General features: G+C 66.3%; 17 protein-coding genes. 7 read left to right on the top strand and 10 right to left on the bottom strand.

Annotation, left to right across the window (positions count from 1 at the left end; translation table 11 throughout):
• Positions 1-41: 41 nt before the first annotated feature.
• On the bottom strand, positions 42-1,430 hold the full coding sequence (locus tag CEY08_RS08810) for a uracil-xanthine permease family protein (protein WP_042795349.1): 1,389 nt from the start codon (positions 1,428-1,430) through the stop codon (positions 42-44).
• Between the two features lie 171 nt (positions 1,431-1,601).
• Here CEY08_RS08810 and CEY08_RS08815 point away from each other — a divergent pair, with 171 nt between their 5' ends.
• Both CEY08_RS08815 and htpG read left to right on the top strand, forming a co-directional pair.
• Positions 1,602-3,005, top strand: a complete 1,404-nt coding sequence (locus tag CEY08_RS08815) for a DKNYY domain-containing protein (RefSeq protein ID WP_076817367.1) — start codon at positions 1,602-1,604, stop codon at positions 3,003-3,005.
• A gap of 134 nt (positions 3,006-3,139) precedes the next feature.
• A complete protein-coding gene (gene htpG / locus CEY08_RS08820) occupies positions 3,140-5,038 on the top strand; it encodes a molecular chaperone HtpG (protein WP_042795347.1) in 1,899 nt (632 codons plus the stop codon).
• A gap of 161 nt (positions 5,039-5,199) precedes the next feature.
• Here htpG and CEY08_RS08825 read toward each other — a convergent pair whose 3' ends face one another.
• From CEY08_RS08825 to CEY08_RS08845, 5 genes are all read right to left on the bottom strand, one after another.
• Positions 5,200-7,314 carry an acetate--CoA ligase family protein gene (locus CEY08_RS08825; RefSeq protein WP_076817369.1) on the bottom strand — a complete coding sequence of 705 codons (2,115 nt, stop codon included), beginning with the start codon at positions 7,312-7,314 and terminating at the stop codon, positions 5,200-5,202.
• Between the two features lie 17 nt (positions 7,315-7,331).
• Positions 7,332-8,327, bottom strand: a complete 996-nt coding sequence (locus CEY08_RS08830) for an acrylyl-CoA reductase family protein (RefSeq protein WP_076817371.1) — start codon at positions 8,325-8,327, stop codon at positions 7,332-7,334.
• 18 nt (positions 8,328-8,345) lie between these two features.
• Complete coding sequence (locus tag CEY08_RS08835) at positions 8,346-9,515, bottom strand: acyl-CoA dehydrogenase family protein (RefSeq protein WP_076817373.1); 1,170 nt, start codon at positions 9,513-9,515, stop codon at positions 8,346-8,348.
• A gap of 29 nt (positions 9,516-9,544) precedes the next feature.
• Positions 9,545-10,528 carry a Bug family tripartite tricarboxylate transporter substrate binding protein gene (locus CEY08_RS08840; protein ID WP_063960806.1) on the bottom strand — a complete coding sequence of 328 codons (984 nt, stop codon included), beginning with the start codon at positions 10,526-10,528 and terminating at the stop codon, positions 9,545-9,547.
• A 102-nt stretch (positions 10,529-10,630) separates the two neighbouring features.
• The gene (locus tag CEY08_RS08845) at positions 10,631-11,797 is read right to left on the bottom strand and encodes an acyl-CoA dehydrogenase family protein (RefSeq protein ID WP_076817375.1); all 1,167 of its coding nucleotides are present in this window, start codon (positions 11,795-11,797) and stop codon (positions 10,631-10,633) included.
• A 192-nt stretch (positions 11,798-11,989) separates the two neighbouring features.
• Here CEY08_RS08845 and CEY08_RS08850 point away from each other — a divergent pair, with 192 nt between their 5' ends.
• The 5 genes from CEY08_RS08850 (at position 11,990) to CEY08_RS08870 (ending at position 17,715) form a co-directional block, all read left to right on the top strand.
• Entirely contained in the window at positions 11,990-12,790 is an 801-nt protein-coding gene (locus tag CEY08_RS08850) for an IclR family transcriptional regulator (RefSeq protein WP_076817378.1), read from the top strand.
• Entirely contained in the window at positions 12,777-13,553 is a 777-nt protein-coding gene (locus CEY08_RS08855; protein ID WP_042795341.1) for an IclR family transcriptional regulator, read from the top strand. The genes CEY08_RS08850 and CEY08_RS08855 overlap by 14 nt, the downstream gene beginning before the upstream one ends.
• A gap of 205 nt (positions 13,554-13,758) precedes the next feature.
• Entirely contained in the window at positions 13,759-14,958 is a 1,200-nt protein-coding gene (locus tag CEY08_RS08860; protein ID WP_076817380.1) for an MFS transporter, read from the top strand.
• Positions 14,959-15,180: 222 nt separating this feature from the next.
• Positions 15,181-16,488 carry an MFS transporter gene (locus tag CEY08_RS08865; RefSeq protein WP_104653848.1) on the top strand — a complete coding sequence of 436 codons (1,308 nt, stop codon included), beginning with the start codon at positions 15,181-15,183 and terminating at the stop codon, positions 16,486-16,488.
• A 51-nt stretch (positions 16,489-16,539) separates the two neighbouring features.
• Positions 16,540-17,715 carry an amidohydrolase gene (locus tag CEY08_RS08870; protein WP_084738653.1) on the top strand — a complete coding sequence of 392 codons (1,176 nt, stop codon included), beginning with the start codon at positions 16,540-16,542 and terminating at the stop codon, positions 17,713-17,715.
• Between the two features lie 90 nt (positions 17,716-17,805).
• On the opposite strand, the gene CEY08_RS08875 is transcribed toward CEY08_RS08870, so the two are convergent.
• From CEY08_RS08875 to CEY08_RS08890, 4 genes are read right to left on the bottom strand one after another with little or no spacing between them, the layout of a single operon-like run.
• Entirely contained in the window at positions 17,806-19,116 is a 1,311-nt protein-coding gene (locus tag CEY08_RS08875) for an MFS transporter (RefSeq protein WP_063639451.1), read from the bottom strand.
• Positions 19,117-19,158: 42 nt separating this feature from the next.
• Positions 19,159-20,307 (bottom strand): galactonate dehydratase, encoded by a 1,149-nt coding sequence (gene dgoD / locus CEY08_RS08880; protein ID WP_063639452.1) that lies wholly within the window; start codon positions 20,305-20,307, stop codon positions 19,159-19,161.
• Positions 20,304-20,957, bottom strand: a complete 654-nt coding sequence (locus CEY08_RS08885) for a 2-dehydro-3-deoxy-6-phosphogalactonate aldolase (RefSeq protein WP_063639453.1) — start codon at positions 20,955-20,957, stop codon at positions 20,304-20,306. Before CEY08_RS08885 ends, dgoD begins: the two co-directional genes overlap by 4 nt.
• 9 nt (positions 20,958-20,966) lie before the next feature.
• Entirely contained in the window at positions 20,967-21,968 is a 1,002-nt protein-coding gene (locus CEY08_RS08890; protein WP_042795336.1) for a 2-dehydro-3-deoxygalactonokinase, read from the bottom strand.
• Between the last annotated feature and the right edge of the window lie 92 nt (positions 21,969-22,060).

Genomic DNA, 22,060 nt, shown 5'->3' on the forward strand with positions numbered 1-22,060 from the left:
CAGGCCAGGGGCGCAAATGGCCCCTGGCGCGGTGTTGCCGCTTACTTTTTCTCGGGCAGGAACCAGTTCATCACCAGGGCGCAGATGCCGCCGGTGGCCACGCCCGACTCCAGCACGTTCTTCACGGCATGGGGCAGGTGCGACAGGATTTCCGGCACTTGCGACACGCCCAGGCCCAGGGCCAGGGATACGGCGATGATGAGCAGTGCGCGGCGGTCCAGCTGGATGCCGGCCAGGATATTGATGCCGGACGCAGCCACCGCGCCGAACATGACCATGGCGGCGCCGCCCAGCACGGGCTCGGGCACGGCTTGCAGGATGCCGGCCACGGCCGGGAACAGGCCCAGCAGGATCAGCATGCCGGCGATCCACACGCCGACGTGGCGGCTGGCGATGCCGGTCAGCTGGATCACGCCGTTGTTCTGCGCGAAGACCGAGCTGGGGAAGGTGTTGAAGATGCCGGCCAGGAGCGAGTTCGCGCCGTTGACCAGGACGCCGCCTTTGATGCGCTGCATCCACAGCGGGCCTTCGACGGGCTGTTTGGAGACCTTGCTGGTGGCGGTGACGTCGCCGATGGCTTCCAGGGACGTGACCAGGTAGATGATCAGCATGGGCACGAACAAGGCCCACGAAAAGCCCAGGCCGAAGTGCAGCGGCGTGGGGATCTGGAACAGGGCGGCTTCGCGGGCGCCGGTGAAGTCCAGGCGGCCCATGTAGGCGGCGGCGATGTAGCCGACGGCCAGGGCCAGCACCAGGGCGGTGCTGCGCACCCACACGATCGGCACGCGGTTCAGCAGGATGATGGTGCCCAGGACCAGGCCGGACAGGGTCAGGTTCTCGGCGCTGGCGAAGGTGCCGTTGCCCATGGCGTTGTAGCCGCCGCCCATGCTGATGAGGCCGACCTTGATGAGGGTCAGGCCGATGAGCAGCACGACGATGCCGGTGACCAGCGGGGTGATCAGGCGTTTGACGAAGGGCAGGATGCGGCTGATGCCCATTTCGACGAAGGAGCCGGCGATGACCACGCCGAAGATCGCGGCCATGACGGTTTCGACCGGCGTGCCTTGCTTGACCATGACCGAGCCGCCGGCGATCAGCGGGCCGACAAAATTGAAGCTGGTGCCCTGCACGATGAGCAGGCCGGCGCCCAAGGGGCCGAATCGTTTGCACTGGACGTAGGTGGCGATGCCGGAGATGACCAGCGACATGGACACGATGAGGGTGGTGTCGCGGGTGCTCACGTCCAGGGCTTGGCAGATCAGCAGGCCGGGGGTGACGATGGGAACCAGGATGGCCAGCAAGTGCTGCAGGGCGGCGACGAAGGTGACGAGAGGCGCGGGGCGGTCGTCGGGGCCGTAGACCAGGTCGTGGCTGGGGGCGGCGTCGGACGCGCCGTGGGGGACGGGTTGGGTCAGGGAGGCGGGTTGCATGGCGGATGGGCCGGCCAGGGGCGGGGAAGGGGAGGAAAGTGCGGGATTTTAGCGGGGAAGGCCCGCCGGCGTCCGGGGCGGGGCTCTTGGGGTGGCGGGCGGCAGCCAGCTGGTTAGAATCGCTGGACTCCAACAAGGGGCCGGATCACTTTGCCGCCGGTCCGTCACCCCATGTCAAAACGCGCCAAATGGGCCGTGATCGCGCTGGTGCTGATCATTGCCGTGCTGCCGATGTGCCTGCTGTTGTGGACGATGGACAGCGACAATTTCGCGGCCGTCGATCGCGGACAGTCGTACGGCAACAGCATCTATAAGAACTATCAGGGCGACGTCTACGCTGCCGTTCCCAGCAATGGCTACTACCGCGTGGAGCAGGCCGATCCGGCGAGTTTCCAGGCGTTCGATACCGGGGTTTTCGAGGGTCGGCAGGCGGCCCGGGACCGGCGCCACGTGTATTGCGGCAACCGGGTGCTGCCCGACATGGACCCGGCGCGGACGCGCTACCTGGGCAACAGCTATTTCAGCGACGGGGCGGTCACGTATTACTGCGCGCTGCACAGCGTGCTGAACCGGGATCTGGGCAGGCTGGACGAGGTCTGGCAGCAGTTGCGGTTCCGGGCGGACGCGGGCCCCAAGCCGCAGACCTATCTGTATCCGTACGCGGCCCTGCCGGCCAGTGCCCAGGCCTACCGGCCGCTGCTGGACCGCGACTTGGCCACGGACGGTTCGCGCGTGTATTACCGGGGCCGCGAAATGCCGCAGGCAAACCCCGCCCTGCTGCGGCGCGTGCCCGCAGGCCGGGACGGCGATGTGCGGCCCAGCGATGATTTCTTTGCCGACGGGCGCCGTGTCTATTTCCATGAGCAGTTGCTGCCGCTGTCGGACGATCCCGCGTTGCGCGCATTCATGGTGGGCGACCTGTATCGCCAGCCCTATCTGTACGACGGGCGCGACGGCATGGTGTACGTGGGGGCGCAGGCCTTTGACGCCGCGCACGCGCCGTACCGCCTGCTGAATGAGCGCGGCCGCCATGTGTATCAGGCGTTGTTCGCCGCCAAGGGCGGCATCTATTTCTACAACACGCAGACGCGCCAGGTGGAGCGCGCGGGCGACGATCCTTTTGCCGCGGGCGGGTACACCGAGCTGTCGCCCTACGTGTACACGGACGGCCGGCAGGTGCTGTTCCTGCGCGCGCAGGAATCGTGGGCGCGGTCCTCTCGGGGCGGAGGTGGCGGGTTGATTTCCCGTTCCACGCTGATCAACCGGCTGCAAGACGCGCCGGACGGGGAATGGAAAAAGCTGGGCGTCGTGTATCACGACTTCGGCACGGTCTGGCAGAAGGGCGAGGCGCTCTACTACCTGGACGAGCTGGGCCCCACACAACTCGTTTTCAACCCCATCTATCGGATTCTGGACCGCTCGGCGGCGGATTTCCTGCTGCGCTCGCAAGAGACCCGGCAGATCACCGCGGCTGATATCCGCAAGCTGATCCGGGATGGCAAGCTTGCCGTGCCGCAGCACGAAACCGTGCTGGAGGCCAAGACGCGCTACCGCAAGATCTTCTCGATCTTTTGAACGGGGCGGATATTCGCCCGCTCTTGAAAGTGCGCGATTGGCCCCCACATCAGTAGGGTTTCCCGGCGTCCGCGCGGGCAGAATGCCCCGGCCGCCAATAACCGTCCCTAATTTTTACCTAGCCACGTAGAACTATGAGCCAAACCGCCACGTCTTCCACGTCCGAAACCCTGGGATTCCAGGCAGAGGTGAAGCAACTGCTGCACCTGATGATCCATTCGCTGTACAGCAACAAGGAAATTTTCCTGCGCGAGCTGGTGTCGAACGCATCGGACGCTTGCGACAAGCTGCGCTTCGAGGCCATCGACCAGCCCGAACTGCTGGAAGGCAATGGCGAGCTGGCCATCACCGTCAGCTACGACAAGGCCGCCCGCACCATCACCATCTCCGACAACGGCATCGGCCTGTCGCGTGAAGAGGCCGTGGCCAATCTGGGCACCATTGCGCGTTCCGGCACGCGGGAATTCTTCTCGCAACTGACCGGCGACAAGCAGAAGGACGCGCAACTGATCGGCCAGTTCGGCGTGGGCTTCTATTCGTCCTTCATCGTGGCCGACAAGGTCACCGTGGTCAGCCGCCGCGCCGGCGCGACGGACGCGATCCAGTGGGAATCGGACGGCCAGGGCGAATTCACCATTGCCGCGGCCGAGAAGGCCACGCGCGGCACGGACGTCACGCTGCACCTGCGCGCCGACGAAGACGAATTGCTTAACGGCTGGAAGCTGCGCGAGATCCTGCGCCGCTACTCGGATCACATCTCCCTGCCCATCCGCATGGCCAAGGAAGAGTGGGATCAGGAAAAGGGCGAACAGGTCAAGACCGACGAACTGGAAACGGTGAACCAGGCCAATGCGCTGTGGGCGCGCAACAAGGCCGACGTGTCCGAGGAGCAGTACCGCGAGTTCTACAAGACGGTGTCGCATGACTACGACGACCCGCTGGCCTGGACCCACAACCGCGTCGAAGGCCGCAGCGAATACACCCAGCTGCTGTACGTGCCCAAGCACGCGCCCATGGACCTCTGGGACCGCGACGGCCGCCGCGGCGTGAAGCTTTACGTCAAGCGCGTCTTCATCATGGACGACGCGGACCAGCTCCTGCCCTCGTACCTGCGCTTCGTGCGCGGCGTGATCGACTCGGCCGACCTGCCCTTGAACGTGTCGCGCGAGATCCTGCAGGAAAGCCGCGACGTGCGCGCCATCCGCGAAGGCTCGGCCAAGCGCATCCTGTCGCTGCTGGAGGACCTGGCTGAAAACCGCAAGGACGACTACGCCACGTTCTGGTCCGAGTTCGGCCAGGTGCTGAAGGAAGGCGCCGGCGAAGACCACGCCAACCTGGAGCGTATCGCCAAGCTGATGCGCTTTGCGTCGACCCATACGGGCGATCAGGCTCAGACGGTGTCCTTCGCCGACTACGTGTCGCGCATGAAGGAAGGCCAGGACAAGATCTACTACGTCACGGCGGATACGTTTGCCGCGGCCAGCAACAGCCCGCATCTGGAAATCTTCCGCAAGAAGGGCATTGAAGTCCTGCTGCTGTCGGACCGCGTGGACGAATGGATGCTCTCCTACCTGCGCGAATTCGACGGCAAGTCGCTGGTGTCGGTGGCCAAGGGCGGCCTGGATCTGGCCGAGCTGGCCGACGAAGAAGAAAAGAAGCACCAGGCCGAAGTGGCCGAGGACTTCAAGCCGCTGGTCGAGCGCCTGCAGAAGACGCTGGAAGATCAGGTCAAGGAAGTGCGCGTGACCTTGCGCCTGGTGGATTCGCCGGCTTGCGTGGTGGTGGGCCAGAACGAACTCAGCCCGCATCTGCTGCGCATGCTCAAGGCCGCCGGCCAGGAAGCGCCCAACGTCAAGCCGGTGCTGGAAATCAACCCCGAGCATCCGCTGCTGGCGCGTATCCGCGCGGCTGAAGACGGCGAGTTCGACCAGTGGGCCCGCCTGCTGCTGGATCAGGCGCTGCTGGCCGAAGGCGCGCAGATCGCCGACCCGGCTGCCTTCGTGAAGCGGCTGAACGCGCTGCTGCTGAAGTAAGCCCGACGCGGGTAGGAAGAAGAAAAGGCGCTCCAGAGCGCCTTTTTTTCGTCTGGCGATGGGCGTTCGGCACAGTTTCCCAAGCGCTCTGTCCGGGCAGGCCTTGGCCGGTGGATCAATACGAATACCCAAACGCTCGCGATACGTTGGGGCTGGCAGCCTTAGGCGTCGGCCCGTATCACCACCGCATCCAACGCCACCACTCCCTGTCCTTCGGGCAGCGCCAGCAAGGGATTGATTTCCACCGAGCTGAAGTCTGCCCGCCGGGCATGGGCAAAGCGGGACAGCGCCGCCAATGCCTCGGCCAGCGCGCCGATGTCGCACGGGGGCGCGCCGCGCGCGCCTTGCAGCAGCGCATAGCCCTTGATTTCGCGGATCATTGCCAGGGCGTCGTCGCGGCCGAAGGGCGCAAGGCGGAAGCTCACGTCCTTGAGCACCTCGACGAATACTCCTCCCAACCCGAACATCACCACCGGTCCGAATACCGGATCGCAATGCACGCCGGCGATGCATTCCACGCCCTTGGGCGCCATGGGCGCCACGAGGACACCGTCGATGCGGGCGTCGGGCCGGTGCTGGCGCACCGCGGCCAGGATGTCGGCGTAGGCGCTGCGCAGGGCGTCATCGCCCTGCACGTTGAGCTTCACGCCGCCTACGTCGCTCTTGTGCGTGATGTCGGGCGAAACCACTTTAAGCACGCAGGCAGCGCCCAGGCTGGCGGCGGCTCGTACTGCAGCGTCGGCGTCGCCGGCCAGTACGCAGGGAGACGCGGGCAGGCCGGCCTGGCGCAACAGTTCCATGGCCTGGACTTCGTTGTAGGCGTCCAGCAGCGGCAGGGCGCCCGCGTCCGCTGTTGCGGGGCTCGCTTCAACCACGCCGGGGGCCGGGCCTGAACCCAGGCCTGCCACCGCGCCTATCGTGCGGATGGCGGCGCTGGGGTCGGGGAACACCAGGCACCCCAGACGTTCCAGTTCGCGGCGGCGCGCGGGCGGGAACAATGCGCTGATCGCCAGCGGCACGCCGGGATGGCGGGCCTGCATCTGCCGCGCAAAGGCTTCGAAAGTGGGCCACAAGGCTTCGGACGATCCCGCAGCGGCCAGGAAGACCGCCAGGGCGTCGTAGCGGCCGTCTGCCAGCATGTCGTCGGCGGTGGCCAGCAGCAGCCCGGGTTCGGACACGGCCTGTCCGGTGACGTCGACCGGGTTGCGGCCGCTGGCGAAGGGCACGCGTTGCAGCAACCTGGCCTGGGCGTCGGCAGCGGGCTCGGGCAGCGCCAGTCCGGTGTCGGCGGCCTCGTCGGCCATCAGCGCGCCCACGCCGCCCGAGATGGTGAAGATCCCCAGTCGCCGGCCCTGTGGCGGCCGCTTCCATGTGTCCAGCGCGTAGCCCAGGTTGAAGAATTCCTCGATGGTGCGCGCGCGCAGGGCGCCGTACTGGCGGAAGAGCGCGTCGTACACGGCGTCGTCGCCGGCCAGCGCGGCGGTGTGCGAGGCTGCTGCCTGCGCGCCGGCCTGGGTGCGGCCGATCTTGGTGACGACCACGGGCTTGTCCGCGTTGCGCGCCGCCGCCAGGGCACGGCGCAACTTGGCGCCATCGCGGCAGCCTTCCATATAGGCCATGATGACGCGGGTATCGGTATCGCGTGCCAGCCATTCAATGCAGTCGGCGACGTCGATGTCGGCCTCGTTGCCGGTGCTGATCCAGTGCGACAGGCCCAGGCCGCGCTCGCGTGCCATGCTGTAGGCATAGGCGCCGAACGCGCCGCTCTGGGACACCATGCCGATGCCGCCGGGTGCAACCACGCCGTTGGCGGGAGCGGGCGAGAAGGTGGCGTAGACGTTGCGCCGCACATTCATGAAGCCCAGGCAGTTCGGGCCCAGCAGCCGTATGCCGCGTTCGCGCGCGATGGCGCAAAGCCGCTCCTGCTGCGCGGCGCCGTCCGAGCCGGTCTCGGAGAAGCCGGACGTGAACACCACGGCCGCGCCGACTTGCCCCGGCCGGGCGCGTTCCAGCGCTTGCGCGGCGTGCGCGGCAGGCACGGCCAGGATGGCCAGGTCCACTGCATCGTCCAGCGCGTCCAGGCCCGGCAGGGCCGGCAGGCCGGCGATGATGTCCGCGCGCGGGTTGACCGGAATGATGCGGCCGCTGTAGCCATGCTGTAGCAGCAAGGTGATGGGCATCGCGCCGATCTTGCCCGGTGTAGCAGAGGCACCCACGATGGCGATGCCTTGCGGGTCGAAGAGGCGGGACAACGAAGGATCAGGAAGCTGAGTCATGGTGTGGCAGGGATCAATCAAGAGAAGCGCACGACGCTGCGGCCGGTGCTGCCGCGTTCGAGCATGGCGGCCAGCGCCTGCGGCAGTTCGCGGGGTTCGATGACGCGGGCGATCAGGTCCAGGCGCGAGGGACGGTATTCGGTGGCAAGCTTGTTCCACACCTGGCGCCGCAGCGGCATGGGACTGTTGGCGTTGATGCCCAGCAGCTTTACGCCGCGCAAGATAAAGGGAATGACCGAGGTCGGCAGTTCCGCGCCGCCCGCATTGCCGAAGGAAGCGGCCACGCCATCCGGCTTCAGGCTGGCGAGCGCGTGGGCCAGCAGATGGCCGCCCACGGAGTCCACCACGCCGGCCCAGCGCGCGCTCAGCAGCGGCTTGATCCCGGCCGCCAGATCGGGCGGGGCGATCACCTCCTGCGCGCCCAGGGCACGCAGATAGTTTTGCGCATCCGGCTTGCCGGACATGGCGCAGACGCGATAGCCGCGCTGGCTGAGGATGTCGATGGCGATGCCGGCAACGCCGCCGGTGGCGCCGGTGACCAGTACCTCGCCTTGCGCGGGCGTCAGCCCGCAATGCTCCATCCAGTGCAAGGACAGCGCGGCCGTGTAACCGGCCGCGCCCAGCACGGCGGCGTCGCGCAGCCCGATGCCGGCGGGCAGCGGCAGCGCCCAGTCATGCCGCACCCGCGCATATTCGGCATAGCCGCCGTCGCAGTCCACGCCGATGCCAAACCCGTGAACGACGACCTCTTGGCCGGGCGCGAGCGACGGATCGGCCGAACGCACCACCGTGCCCGACAGGTCGATGCCGCCAATGCGCGGATACTCGCGGATGATGCCGCCGCGCCCGGCCTGCGCCAGCGCGTCCTTGTAGTTCAGGCCCGCATAGGCGACCTTGATGAGCGTGTCGCCCGCGGACAGCTGGTCCGGCGTCAAGGTGTCGTAACGGCCTTGCGGCGGTTCACCAGCCGCGCCTGCGTGCAGTCGGTAGGCCTGGAATTCGGGATTCTCCATGCTTGTCTCCGTTGAGGCTCAGGCTTGCGCCAGCAGCCGGCGCGCCAGCGTGGCGCGGTGCAGTTCGTTGGCGCCGTCGTAAATGCGGAAGGGGCGCATTTCCTGCCAGACCATGGCGACGGGCGTGTCGTCGGACAGGCCCGACGCGCCCATCATCTGGACGGCGCGGTCGGCCACGCGGTTCACGGCTTCGGACACGAAGACCTTGGCCATGGCGCTGTGTTGCTTCACCGACAGGCCCGCGTCCATGCGGTCGGCGCAGTCCAGCGTCATCAGGCGGGCGGCGTGCAGGTCGATGTGCGAGTCCGCGACCATGGCCTGGATCTGCTGCAGGTCCGCCAGACGGGAACCGAAGGACTCGCGCTGCATGACATAGGCTTGCGCGGTTTCCAGCGCGCGCCGCGCGCGGCCGATATAGCGCATGCAATGGGACAGGCGGGCTGGCTCCAGCCGCAATTGCGCATACTCCAGGCCGCGGCCAGGTTCGCCCAGCACGGCCTCGTCGCCGACCTCGCAGTCCTGCAGCAGGATCTCGGCGTGGCCGCCGATCTGGTAGCCCGTCACCATGCCGATGTCGCGCATGACCCGGTAGCCCGGGGTGTCGGCGGGCACCAGGAACAGCGTGGCGCCGGTATCGGTGCGCGCCAGAACCAGCGCGAAATCCGCGCCCACGCCGCCGCTGATGAACTGTTTGTGTCCGTTCAACACCCAGCGCGCGCCACGCCGTTCCGCATGGGTGCGCAGCATGGACGGATCGGACCCGGCGCCGGGAGCAGGCTCGGTCATGGCAAAGCAGGCGCGCCGTTCGCCGCGCACCAGTGGCCCAAGATAGCGCTCCAGCTGGGCGGGGGTGCCCAGGCGCAGCAACGTCAGCATGTTGGGTTGGTCGGGCGCGGCGCAGTTCAGGGCGGCAGGCCCCAGGAAGCTGCGCCCCGCTTCTTCCAGTACCTGGGCCAGGTCGCGCCAGCCCAGGCCCAAGCCGCCCCATTCCCTGGGCAGCTGCGGCGCATACAGGCCGGCCTCGCGGGCCTGGACGCGCAGGCGGGCAACGCAATGGTCCAGCGCGGCGACGTCGCGGGCGATGGCGGCAGACTCGGCGGGCATGGCCACCTCTTCCACGAAGCGCCGCACACGCGCGCACAGGTCTTGCAGGGCGTCGCCGCCGTTGAGTTCTTGCTTGGACTGCATGGCTTATTCCTCGATTCCCTGCAATGGGCTTACTGGATGCGAGCGCCGGTGGATTGCACCAGCTTGGCCCACCAGGCGGTTTCGTCGGCGATCTGCTTGGCGAATTCGGCCGGCGTGCTGGCCAGCGGTTCGGCGCCCAGTTCCTGGAAGCGGGCGCGCAGCTGCGGGTCTTGCAGCGCCTTGACCACGGCCGCGTGCAGGCGTTCGATGACCGCCGGGTCGGTGCCCGCTGGCGCCATCAGGCCTTTCCAGGCCATCACCACGAAGCCTTTCTGGCCGGCCTCGTCAAAGGTAGGAATATCGGGCGCGGCCGTGGCGCGCTGGTCGCTGGGCACCGCCAGCGCGCGCAGGCCGCCCGCCTTGACCTGCGGCAGCAGCGCCGGCATGTTGTCGATCATGAAGTCGATATGGCCGGCAACCAGGTCCGTGATGGCGGGGCCGGTGCCCTTGTACGGCACATGCTCGGCCTGGATGCCTGTCTGCTGCTTGAGCAGTTCGCCGGCCAACTGCGCGGGCGAGCCGTTGCCTGGAGACCCGAACGACAGCTTGCCGGGGTTGTTGCGCGCATATTGCAGGAACTCCTGCAACGTCTTCACCGGCATGGACTTCGTCACCACCATCAGGTTGTGCTCGCGCTCCAGGCAGGTGATGGGCGCCAGGTCCTTCGCCGGGTTGAACGGCATGTTGGCGTAGAGGCTGGGATTGATGACGGTGGGGCCCGCCGCCGCCAGCAGCAGCGTGTACCCGTCGGGGGCGGAACGGGCCACGAAGTCGCCTCCGATATTCCCGCCGGCCCCAGGCTTGTTTTCAACGATGACCGGCTGGCCCAGTATGGGATGCAAGGCTTCGGCCAGCAGGCGGCCCAGGATATCGGTGGAGCCGCCAGGGGCGAACGGCACGATCAGCCTCACGGGCTTGTCGGGGTACGCGGCCGCGGCTTGCGGGGGCAGGGCGGCGCAGGCGAAAGCGGCGGCCAGGGCGCCGATCCACTTCGGCAGGTGCTTGTTCAGCATGATGGAAGTCTCCTTTGGTTTGACGGGCCGCCGGCTTCTTGCGGCTGCGGTCCCGGGATGGCCTTGAGGCCTGTTTACACGGACGCGGGTCGTGGGCCGACCCTAGCGGCCGGGCGCGTAGCCCGCCTGGGTCAGCGTGTGGCGGGCGATGGTCAGTTGATGGATCTGGCTGGTGCCTTCGTACAGGCGGAACAGGCGCACATCGCGATAGAAGCGTTCAATGCCGTAGTCGGCGATGTAGCCGTAGCCGCCATGCATCTGCACGCAGCGGTCCGCCACCCGGCCGCACATCTCCGACGCGAAGTATTTGCAGATCGAGGCGTTCAGCGTGACATCCACGCCAGCATCGCGTTCGCGGGCTGTTTGCAGCACCAGCGCGCGGGCGGCCTGGATCTCCGTCTGGCAGTCGGCCAGCATGGCCTGGATCAGCTGGAAATCCATCAGCGGCTTGCCGAACTGCTGTCGCTCCGCCACGAAGCGCAGCGTATCGTCCAGCATGCGGATGGCGGGGCCGATGCACAGCGCGGCCAGATGGATGCGCTGCTTGTTCAGCACTTTCATGGCTGTCTTGAATCCCAGGCCCTCCTGTCCGCCGATGATGTTGGCGGCGGGCACGCGGCAGTCCTGGAAATGCACGGCGGACACGGGCGAACCCGCCTGGCCCATCTTGTCGTAAGGCTGCCCGGTCGACAGGCCTCGCGTGCCGCGTTCCACGATGAAGGCCGTGATGCCTTTGGCGCCGGGCGCTTGGGGATCGGTCCGGGCCATGACCGTGAACAAGCCCGCGAGCGGCGCATTGGTGATGAAGCACTTCTCGCCGTTCAATACGTAGTGGTCGCCGTCGCGCACGGCGGTGGTGCGCAGGGCCGTGGCATCCGAGCCCGCCTGCGGCTCGGTCAGCGCGAAGCAGCCGGTCAATTCGCCGGACGCCAGCCGGGGCAGGTAATGGGCCTTCTGCGCATCGGTGCCGTCGGCTACCAGCGCTTCGGAACCGATGCCGGTGTTGGTGCCGACGCGGGCCCGAAACGCCACCGAGCATTGCGACAGTTCCATGGCGGCCAGGATCAGCTCTTCGGTCGTCATGCCCGCCCCGCCATATTGCTCGGGGATGGAATAGCCGAACAGTCCCTGCGCGGCCATGCTGGCAACCAGGTCCTGCGGCACCTCGTCCAGACGGGCCACCTCCGCTTCGCGCGGCACCAGTTGTTCGCGCACATAGCGGCGCAGCGATTCGAGGAAAGCCGGGAAACCGTCTGGGTCCCTGATCATGGTGAGTCTCCGTTTTATCCGGACGCTGGGCGGTGCCGCGTCGTGTTGAATCCAGGCTAGCAAAAGGGCGCGGGATTTGAGACAAGTGTTTTGATATCTTGAACATCGCGCGCGCTGGCATCGTGGCCGCTGCTCTATGATCGGCAGCAGTACAAGCGCATATCCGCGCGCCCCGGACTCAGGACCTCCACCATGACCACCCGCCCAGGCGAGCGCCATGCCGACCCCGCCTTCGCCACCACGCTGGCGCATGGCCTGTCGGTGCTGCAGGCTTTCCGGCACGGCGAGCCGGCGCTCAGCAACCGCGAACTGGCGGACCGCACCGGCCTGTCCAAAGCCACGATTTCCCGGCTGACCACCACGCTGATGCAACGCGGCCTGCTGCGCTATGACGCCGGCCTGCGCCGCTATCGCCTGGGCACGGCCGTGTTGTCGTTGAGCTATCCGCTCCTGGCCAGCATCAAAGTCCGGCAGTTGGCGCGTCCATTGATGAAGCGCCTGGCCGATGCCGCGGGCGGATCGGCGTCGCTGGGCATGCATCACGGTTTGAACATGGTGTACGTGGAAACTTGCCGGGGCCACGATGCGGTGTCATTCCGCCCGGATATTGGCGCCTTGCTGCCGCTGCTGCCCTCGGCCATGGGGCGCGCCTGGCTGGCCCAGGCGCCGGCCGACGAGGCCGAACCGCTGCTGGCGGCACTGCGGCGCCAGGACCCGGCGGTCTGGCGGCGCCATGCGCCCGATTGGGAGCAGGCGCAGCGCGACTATGCCGAACATGGCTACTGCGTGGGGCAGGGCGACTGGCACTCGGACGTACATGCGGTGGCGGTGCCCATGCGCACGCGCGTTGACGGCCAGACGCTGGTGTTCAACTGCGGCGTGCCGGTGACGCGGCTGCGCGCGGGCGATTTGCGCGGTCGCATCGCGCCTCGCCTGCTCATGCTGGTGGCGCGGGTGGAAAAAATCTTGGAGCGCCAGAATGACGACGCGTGACCCGGACCGGGAATTCACCACCACATTGGCAAGCGGCATCGATATCCTGGCGTGCTTCCGGGCCGACAGGCCGGTGCTGGCCAACAAGGATTTCGCGCAACAGACCGGGTTGTCGCGCAGCGCCGTCGCGCGCTTGACGCACACCTTGGTGGAATTGGGCTTCTTGCAACGCGAAGGCGAGCCCGCTCGCTACCGCCTGGGCGCGTCGGTGCTGGCGCTGAGCTATCCCTTGCTGGCCAGCATGCAGATCCGGCAACTGGCGCGGCCGCTGATGAAACAGCTGGCTGACCACGCGCGCGGCGCCGTGTCGCTGGTGGTGCGCGACCGCCTGCAGATGGTGTATGTGGAAACCGCCCGCTCCAACGAAGCCTTGCAGACGCGGCCCGATATCGGCGCGTCGCTGCCGCTGCTGTCCAGCGCCGCGGGCAAGGCGTGGCTGGCGCGGGTGGCGGACGAAGAGCGGGCCGCGGTGCTGAATCAGCTGCGCGTGGCCGATGCCCGGCATTACGAGACGCATTTTCCCAGTCTGGCGGCAGCGCGCCGCGATCTGGAGCGCAAGGGCTATTGCGGCAATAACCTGGAGTGGCGCCCGGACGCCTACGGTTTTGCCGCGCCGCTGGGCCGGCCGTACCAGTCGCTGCTGTACGTCTTTAATTGCGGCGTGCCGGCGGAAGATGGCCCCTATCGGGAGCGCGCCGGCGACATCGGCCCGCGCCTGGTCGCCCTGGCCAGGGAGACGGAGAGGCTGCTAGGACTGGTCTGATTCCATAGGTCGGAATTTTTGGGGCCGCATCCGAAATTCGTGACTCCAAGTCAAAAGTGTTTCGCTGTTTTCTGCCTTTTTCGGCAAGGATGGGGGCGGCATACTGGACGCCTGCCTTCCGATCGGGCTTTCCCGCGCCCCGGCCCTCCGCGCCGGCCCGCACCAGAGACTCCCCGGTCGGCGCAATCGAACCCAAGGAAACCCTATGCATCCCCAGGACTCCCAGCCGGTGAAGGCCGGCCTGCCATTGTTGGCGCTCGCCGTCGGTGCTTTCGGCATCGGCGTGACCGAGTTTTCTCCCATGGGCTTGTTGCCCGTCATCGCCGAAGGGGTGGACGTGTCCATTCCCAGCGCCGGCATGCTGATCAGCGCCTACGCCGTCGGCGTGATGGTGGGCGCGCCCGTCATGACCCTGGCCTTCTCGCGCTGGTCCAAGCGCAAGGCCCTGATTCTGTTGATGGCCATCTTTACCATCGGCAACCTGTTGTCCGCGCTGTCGCCGAACTACGCCACCTTGTTGCTGGCCCGTCTGGTCACCAGCCTGAACCACGGCGCCTTCTTTGGCCTGGGGTCGTTGGTCGCGGCCAGCGTGGTGCCGCGCCATAAGCAGGCAAGCGCCGTGGCGACGATGTTCATGGGCCTGACCATCGCCAATGTGGGCGGGGTGCCGGCCGCCACCTGGCTGGGACAGGTGATCGGATGGCGCATGTCGTTTGTCGCCACCGCCGGCCTGGGCCTGATCGCGATGCTGGCGCTGTGGCGGGCCTTGCCCGCGGGCGAAGCGGGACGTCGTCCAAACGTGGGCCACGAACTGGCAGTGCTCAAGAGCCCGGTCGTGCTCATGGCCTTGCTGACCACGGTGTTGGGCGCGGGCGCGATGTTTACGCTCTACACCTACATCGCGCCGACGTTGGCCGACATTACCGGCGCGTCTCCGGCGTTCATTACCGGCATGCTGGTGCTGGTGGGCCTGGGCTTTACCGTAGGCAATGGCGTGGGCGGCCGCATGGCGGATCGCTCGCTGGACGGCACCCTGATCGCCTTCCTGGTGCTGGTCATCGTCGATCTGCTGGCATTCCCCTGGGTGGCCTCCACCCCGGTCGGGGCAGCGGTGTCGCTGCTGATTTTTGGCGTGGCGACCTTTGCGGTGGTGCCGCCGCTGCAGATGGGCGTGATGCGCGCGGCCAAGGATGCGCCGGGCCTGGCGTCCTCCGTGAACGTCGGCGCCTTCAACCTGGGCAATGCCGTGGGGGCGGCCGCGGGTGGTGCGGTGATCTCCGCTGGCCTGGGCTATGACGCCGTGCCCGTGGCTGGAGCGGTCATCGCCGCCGCTGGCCTGGCGCTGGTGTTGCTGCAGCGTGCTGGCAATGCGCGTCGCCGCAAGCTGGCGATGCAGGGTTGCTGATCAGTTCGATGCGCTGGCGCGTCATTGACGTCGAGCCAGCATTTCCCTCTTTCGTGTTCTGAGCGGGGTTTCCCTAGGTTGCGTCACTACTAATGTCGTGTCTATGCTTGTATATACAAGATGTGGGCATGGCAATAGTAGACGCGATGATGGCCGCAGATCGTCTTCAGACGATTGACGCTGAACCCGTTGCGCCAGGAATAATCAGAATGAAGGGAAATCGTGGAGCGAGTAGCGGCGGTAGCAGCAGTGCGGAATACTGAGGAAGTCCCTGTTGAAAAGACCGGCAATCGCCGGGTAATCCTCGGCGCCAGCCTTGGAAACGGGCTGGAGATCTTCGACTTTACGGTCTACAGCTTTTTTGCCACGATCATTGGCAAGCTGTACTTTCCCAGCGAATCGGCTTACGGCTCGCTATTGATGGCGGTGGCGGTGTTTGGCGTTGGCTTTGTCATGCGGCCGCTGGGCAGCATGATACTGGGCGCCTATGCGGACCGGAAGGGACGAAAGGCCGCGATGCTGGCCACCATTGTGCTGATGGGCGTGGGCACCGCCCTGATCGCGTTTTCGCCAACCTATGCCCAGATTGGCGTCCTGGCGCCGGCATTGATTGTCGTGGGACGGCTGCTGCAGGGCTTCGCAGCGGGTGGCGAGGTCGGGGCTGCGACGACGCTGCTGCTGGAGTCCGCGGGGGCCAATCAGCGCGGGTTCTTCGTCAGCTGGCAATCGATCAGCCAGGGCATTGCCGCTTTGCTGGGCGCGTCGATGGGCTTGCTGCTGACGGCCGTCTTGTCCGAGCAGGCGCTCTATTCATGGGGCTGGCGCGTGCCCTTCATCCTGGGTTTGTTGATTGTGCCCGTCGGCGTCTACATCCGGCGCCACATCGAAGAAACCTATGTCGGCGAACAGAGCGCCGCCGAGGAACAGCCGCCGGTGCGGGCAGTGCTGTCGAACCACACGCGCGATCTGGTCCTCGGAATCCTGATGATCATGTCCGGCACGGTGATGGTTTATATCGTGCTGTTCTACATGCCGACGTACATGATGCAGACGCATCACATCGCGGCGCCCACGGCTTACCTGTTCAGCTGCCTTGCTGCAGCCGTGCAGGTGGTATCGGTCTATTTCACCGGCAGATACGTGGATCGTTTCAGGAACACCAAAAAAGCCATGATCCTGTCCATCGTGGCCGGCATGTTCTTGACTTACCCCACCTTCCATATCCTGGAGATACCTGGCTATCTGTGGCTCGCTGTTGTGTTCCGCATGCTGCTCATCGTCGCGCTTGGCATCAATATGCTGACCAGCACCATGCTTATCATCGAGGCCTTGCCCCGAGCTTCCCGGGCGACCGGCATGTCGATGATTTATGCGTTTGGCGTGACGATCTTCGGAGGATCGGCGCAGGTGGTGGTCACGTGGTTGCTGAAGATAACGGGCAACACCATGGCGCCCGCGTGGTACGTAATAGGAATGCTGGCAATCAGCCTGGTAGCGACATGCCTGTTCAAAGAGCGGCGCGATGACTGAACGCCAAACCTTGAACACATTTACCAGGCATCCAGGAAAGGAATCGAAGAAATGAGCAAGGCGTATCAGGGCGTGGTTCCCGGATTGCTGGAGTCGTTCGATGAGATGAAGCGCATCCGCCACGATATCCATCGGCACCCGGAGCTGGGTTACCAAGAGCAGCGCACCAGCGGCATCGTGGCGGATTTTCTGGAGCGTTGGGGTTACCAGGTCCGGCGCGGCGTGGGTGGAACAGGAGTCGTCGGAACATTGCGGGCCGGGGACGGCAAACGATCCATCGGCTTGCGGGCCGATCTTGACGCGCTCCCTATCCGTGAAGCTGGCGAGCATGCCCACGCCAGCGTGAACCAGGGGGTGATGCACGCTTGCGGACATGACGGACATACCGTGATGCTGTTGGCCGCGGCCCGGGAACTGGCTGCAACCCGAAACTTCTCCGGCACGTTGAATGTGATCTTCCAGCCGGCCGAAGAGGGCGGCGCGGGCGCACTGGCCATGGTTGAAGACGGGCTGTTCGATCAAGCGCCATGCGACGCGGTCTACGCTCTGCACAACTATCCGACGCCCACGTTGAAATTCGGACAAATGGCAATTGGCGCCGGGCCGATCATGGCGTCGGTGGATAGCCTGATCGTGACGGTCCACGGGAAGGGCGGCCACGCCGCTTCGCCGCATTTCACGCATGATCCCATCGTCGTTTCGGCCGCCATCATCCAGGCGTTGCAGACTATCGTGTCGCGCAACATCAGTCCTTACGATTGCGCCGTGGTCAGCGTGACCAGCATTCACGCGGATGGCGCGTTCAATGTGATCCCCGGGCAGGTAGAAATGAAGCTGTCGGTCAGGGCGTACGACGAGGCACAGCGCAGCCTGATCATGGCGCGTATCCAGGATATCGTTCAGTCCCAGGCCTCCTGCTTCGGCACCACCGCCCAAGTGCAGGCGGCATCGGCCCGCTACCCCGTACTGGTGAACGCCGAAGAGCCCGTACAGAATGCCCGCGAGGTCGCGCAACGGCACTTCGGCGCGGACAGCGTCGTGGATCATCCCCCGATCATGGCGGCGGACGACTTCGCGTTCATGGCTCAGCGGGTGCCGGCCTGCTACATCAATATCGGAGCGGGCGAGGGGGCGCCGCTGCACAACGCGCACTACGATTTCAATGACGATCTGATCCTGGTGGGCGGAAGCTTTTGGGTGCACCTGGCGCAAACGCTGCTGCGTTAGGAAAGTACCTCGCCGGGCTGCCATCCGGCCCCGAAAAAAACAGGGCACCCGCAAGGGGTGCCCATGTCCGGTTGCAGTGTAGAGGCAGGATCAGGCGTCGATCCGCTCCACCTTGCCCACCAGCAGGATGTACGACAGCGCGCCCAGCAAGGCCAGCGACGACACGTACACGATGGCCGGGGCGAAGCTCTCCTTGGTGACCAGGAAGCCGATCACGATGGGGGTGCAGATCGACGACAGGTTGCCGACGAAGTTGAACACGCCGCCCGTCAGGCCCAGCAGGCGCACGGGCGCCAGCGTGGACACCAGCGACCACGTGATCGACGCCAGTCCGTTGCCAAAGAAGGCCAGGGCCAGGAAGAAGATCACCCAGGGCGTGGAGTCGGTGAAGTTCGCGCCGATCATAGACGTGGAAATCAACAGGCCCAGGATGATGGGCAGCTTGCGGGCCAGGCCCACGGTGGCGCCGCGGCGAATCAGGAAGTCGGACAGCACGCCCGAGCAGAGCACGCCGATGAACGCCGCCAGGAACGGCACCGACGCCAGGAAGCCGGATTTGATGAAATCCATGCCGCGGTACTTGACCAGATAGGTGGGAAACCAGGTCAGGAAGAACCACAGCGTGGAAGTCAGGCAGAACTGGCCCAGGTACACGCCCCACAGCTTGCGCTTGGTCATGACCAGGCCCAGGTCGTTCCAATTGAACGGAGCCTTCTTTTCCTTGACGCTGCGGTCCAGGTCGACCACGCCGCCGCCTTTCTGGATCAGCTCGATTTCCGCCGCGTTGGCGCCCTTGAACTGGCGCGGTTCGCGGTAGATCATGAACCACAGCACGCCCCACACGATGCCCAACAGGCCGGTACTGACGAACACCATGTGCCAGCCGTAGTGGTGCTGCAGCCAGGCCAGCACCGGCGTCAGGAACGCCAGGCCGACGAACTGGCCGGAGGTGTAGAAGCCAATGGCCGTGGCGCGTTCGCGTTCAGGAAACCAGGTGGTGACGACGCGGTTGTTGATCGGATACGCCGGGGCCTCCAGCGCGCCCACGGCCAGGCGCAGCACGAACAGAATGACGAAGCTGCCGGCGAAGCCCATGAAGAACGTGGCCGCCGACCACAGGATCAGCGCGGCCGCGTACAGCACGCGCGGCGACACGCGGTCCACCAGCCAGCCGCCGGGAATCTGCATGGCGGCGTAGGTCCAGCCGAAGGCCGACAGGATCAGGCCTTCGTGCACGGTGTCCAGGCCGAACTCGTCCTTGAGGGCCGGCGCGGCGATGGACAGGTTGCTGCGGTCCAGGTAGTTGATGACGACGGTGATGAACAGCATCACCATGATGAGGTACCGGCTGCGCGTGGGGCGCTGGGCGCCCTGCAGGCCGGCATGGGTGGCTGTAGACAAGGGAAGTCTCCTCTTTCTCTTTATTGGCTGCGCGTCAGCGGCTTACCATTCGGCGAAGCTGCCGTCGGCGTGACGCCAGACGGGGTTGCGCCAGCGATGCCCCACCGCGGCGCGTTCCTTCACGTATTCCTCGTTCACCTCGATACCCAGGCCCGGCCCCTGCGGAATGGCCACCATGCCGTCTTGGTAGGCGAAGACTTCACGATTGCTGACGTAGTCCAGCAGGTCGTTGGCGGCGTTGTAGTGGATGCCCAGGCTCTGTTCCTGGATAAAGGCGTTGTAGCAACCGGCGTCGATCTGCAGGCAAGTGGCCAGCGCGATCGGACCCAGCGGGCAGTGCAGGGCCAGCGCCACGTCGTAGGCTTCGGCCATGGCGGCGATCTTGCGCGTTTCGGTGATGCCGCCCGCATGCGAAGGATCGGGCTGGATGATGTCCACATAGCCTTCGGACAGCACCCGCTTGAAGTCCCAGCGAGAGAACAGGCGTTCGCCCAGCGCGATCGGCGTGGAGGTCAGCGGCGCCAGTTCCTTCAGCGCTTCGTAGTGCTCGCTAAGCACGGGCTCTTCGATGAACATGAGCTTGTACGGGTCCAGCTCCTTCATCAGCACCTTGGCCATGGGCTTGTGCACACGTCCATGGAAGTCCACGCCTATGCCCACGTTGGGTCCGACGGCGTCGCGCACGGCGGCCACGTTTTCCAGGCACTTTTCGACTTTGTCGAAGGAGTCGATGTATTGCAATTCTTCGGTGCCATTCATCTTCACGGCGGTAAAGCCGCGCTCCACGGCGCTCTTGGCGGCCGCGGCCGTGTCGGCCGGCCGGTCTCCGCCGATCCACGAATACACGCGGATGCGGTCGCGCACATTGCCGCCCAGCAGTTGCGACACGGGCACGCCCAGGTGTTTGCCCTTGATATCCCACAGGGCCTGGTCGATGCCGGCCAGGGCGCTCATGTGGATGGCGCCGCCGCGGTAGAAGCCGCCGCGGTATAGCACCGTCCAGTGGTCTTCGATATTGCGGGGGTCTTTGCCGATCAGGTAGTCGGATAGTTCTTCGACGGCGGCCGCGACGGAATGCGCGCGGCCCTCGACAACGGGCTCGCCCCAGCCGACGATGCCCGCGTCCGTCTCAATCTTCAGGAAGCACCACCGCGGCGGCACGATGTAGGTGGTGAGCTTGGTGATCTTCATGCTTGGGTCTCCTGGGCGGGATAGGCGCGTTGCCAGGCCGCGATGAATGCGCGCGCGTTCTGGCCGACAGCGGCGGCCGACAGGCCGGGTTTGTACAAGGCGGACCCCAGGCCGAAGCCGCTGGCGCCCGCCTGGGCGTAAATGGCGATGTTGTCGGGCGTTATGCCGCCCACGGGAGCCAGCGCGATGGGCGGGCGCATGACGGCGCGCCAGGCCTTGAGCACGGCGGGGCCGAGCTGCTCGGCCGGGAACATCTTCAGCACGTCGGCGCCAGCGGCCAGTGCCGCGAAGGCCTCCGTCGGGGTGGCGACGCCGGGGCAGGACGCCATGCCCAACTGCTTGGCGCGGCGGATCACCGCGGCATCGCTGTGGGGCATGACGATGAGTTCGCCGCCGGCCTGCTGGACGCGGGCGCAATCGTCGGGGTCCAGCACGGTGCCCGCGCCGATCAGGCAGTCCGTGGGCAGGGCCGCGCGCATGGCGCGGATGCTGTCCAGCGGGTCGGGCGAGTTCAGCGGCACCTCGATCAGGCGAAAGCCGGCCGCGTAAAGCTCCAGGCCGATGGATTCGGCCTCGGCGGGCGTGATGCCGCGCAGGATGGCGATCAGGCCGCAGTGGGCCATGGCGGTTTGCAGACCAGGGTGGTTCATGTTCGATTCCTATTCCGTGGAGGGCCAGGCGACCAGCCCGGCGCAGACGGCCAGATGCCACAGGCCGCGTTCGGTGGCGTTTTGCGCCTGTTCGGGCGTGCCCAGGCCGTAGTGCTGCATGGCCTGCGTGTAGCGCCGGCACAGCGCGGCGTCGCCGCAAAGCACGATGCGGGGCAGTTCGCCCTGCTGCTGCAGCATGTCCGCCAGCGCCGCGATTTCATGGCCGATGAGCAGGCCCGACAGATAGTCGGCCTGCGATTCGGGCGCCAGTTCGCCGGTTAGGCCGAGCGCGCGCGTGCTGAAGATGGTGGACAACACGCCTGCGCGGCCGGCGGGCGCCCCGGCGACTTTCAGGCCGCGCTCGAATGCGGCCATGTCGGCAGTGGCGGCATCCGCCATGGTCCGGCCCAGGATGGTGTGGCTGCGCAACGCGGCGTAGACCTCGCCGGTCATGAACGTGTCGAAGTGCGTGACGCGGCCCCGGCGCGCGCTGACCCATTTGGAATGCGTGCCGGGCAGGCCGATCAACACGCTGTCGGCGCTGCGCGCGCTCTGGTCGGCCATCACGCCGACGACCTGGGTTTCCTCGCCACGAATGACGTTGGGAAGGCCATGGCGCTGGATCAGGCCGGGAACGATATGCAGCGCAGGGCCGCCGGCGCGTTCGACCTTGGTCAGCAGCGTGCCGATGCGCTGCAGGTCGACGGGTACGTCCAGGTAAGCGGCTTCCTTCCAGCCCTGGGCGCTTCCGACCATGCCGCAGGCGATCACCGGCAACGCCGGTTCGGCCCGCAGCCAGTCGCCGCAAGCCTGTTCAAAGGCCAATTCGAAGCCCGACAGCGCCGTGGTGGCGGCGCCGTCTTGCAGCGGCTGCGGCAGGCGCATGATGCCCCAGGGCAGGTGGCGCGTATCCAGCGTGCGGCCGGTGGCGTCCAGCCGGTAGGCGCGCAGCGAGGAAGTGCCCCAGTCCAGCGCGATAAGTGCCGCGCGGGCGGGAGATCCGGTAGTCATCAGAATCTGTCTCGTCTCTGGCCGCAAGTCCGGTTGCCAGGGGGCGCCAGGGGCGGTGCTTGGCGGGTAAAGGGACTTGCGAGCCTTGTTGT

The sequence above is a fragment of the Achromobacter insolitus genome (genome assembly GCF_002209555.1).
GTDB classification, from domain to species: domain Bacteria; phylum Pseudomonadota; class Gammaproteobacteria; order Burkholderiales; family Burkholderiaceae_B; genus Achromobacter; species Achromobacter insolitus.

Bases quoted from the DNA above. Each gene is read 5' to 3' on its own strand.
- CEY08_RS08810 (WP_042795349.1), bottom strand. From the start codon at position 1,430: ATGCAACCCGCCTCCCTGACCCAACCCGTCCCCCACGGCGCGTCCGAC.
- CEY08_RS08815 (WP_076817367.1), top strand. From the start codon at position 1,602: ATGTCAAAACGCGCCAAATGGGCCGTGATCGCGCTGGTGCTGATCATT.
- htpG (WP_042795347.1), top strand. From the start codon at position 3,140: ATGAGCCAAACCGCCACGTCTTCCACGTCCGAAACCCTGGGATTCCAG.
- CEY08_RS08825 (WP_076817369.1), bottom strand. From the start codon at position 7,314: ATGACTCAGCTTCCTGATCCTTCGTTGTCCCGCCTCTTCGACCCGCAA.
- CEY08_RS08830 (WP_076817371.1), bottom strand. From the start codon at position 8,327: ATGGAGAATCCCGAATTCCAGGCCTACCGACTGCACGCAGGCGCGGCT.
- CEY08_RS08835 (WP_076817373.1), bottom strand. From the start codon at position 9,515: ATGCAGTCCAAGCAAGAACTCAACGGCGGCGACGCCCTGCAAGACCTG.
- CEY08_RS08840 (WP_063960806.1), bottom strand. From the start codon at position 10,528: ATGCTGAACAAGCACCTGCCGAAGTGGATCGGCGCCCTGGCCGCCGCT.
- CEY08_RS08845 (WP_076817375.1), bottom strand. From the start codon at position 11,797: ATGATCAGGGACCCAGACGGTTTCCCGGCTTTCCTCGAATCGCTGCGC.
- CEY08_RS08850 (WP_076817378.1), top strand. From the start codon at position 11,990: ATGACCACCCGCCCAGGCGAGCGCCATGCCGACCCCGCCTTCGCCACC.
- CEY08_RS08855 (WP_042795341.1), top strand. From the start codon at position 12,777: ATGACGACGCGTGACCCGGACCGGGAATTCACCACCACATTGGCAAGC.
- CEY08_RS08860 (WP_076817380.1), top strand. From the start codon at position 13,759: ATGCATCCCCAGGACTCCCAGCCGGTGAAGGCCGGCCTGCCATTGTTG.
- CEY08_RS08870 (WP_084738653.1), top strand. From the start codon at position 16,540: ATGAGCAAGGCGTATCAGGGCGTGGTTCCCGGATTGCTGGAGTCGTTC.
- dgoD (WP_063639452.1), bottom strand. From the start codon at position 20,307: ATGAAGATCACCAAGCTCACCACCTACATCGTGCCGCCGCGGTGGTGC.
- CEY08_RS08885 (WP_063639453.1), bottom strand. From the start codon at position 20,957: ATGAACCACCCTGGTCTGCAAACCGCCATGGCCCACTGCGGCCTGATC.
- CEY08_RS08890 (WP_042795336.1), bottom strand. From the start codon at position 21,968: ATGACTACCGGATCTCCCGCCCGCGCGGCACTTATCGCGCTGGACTGG.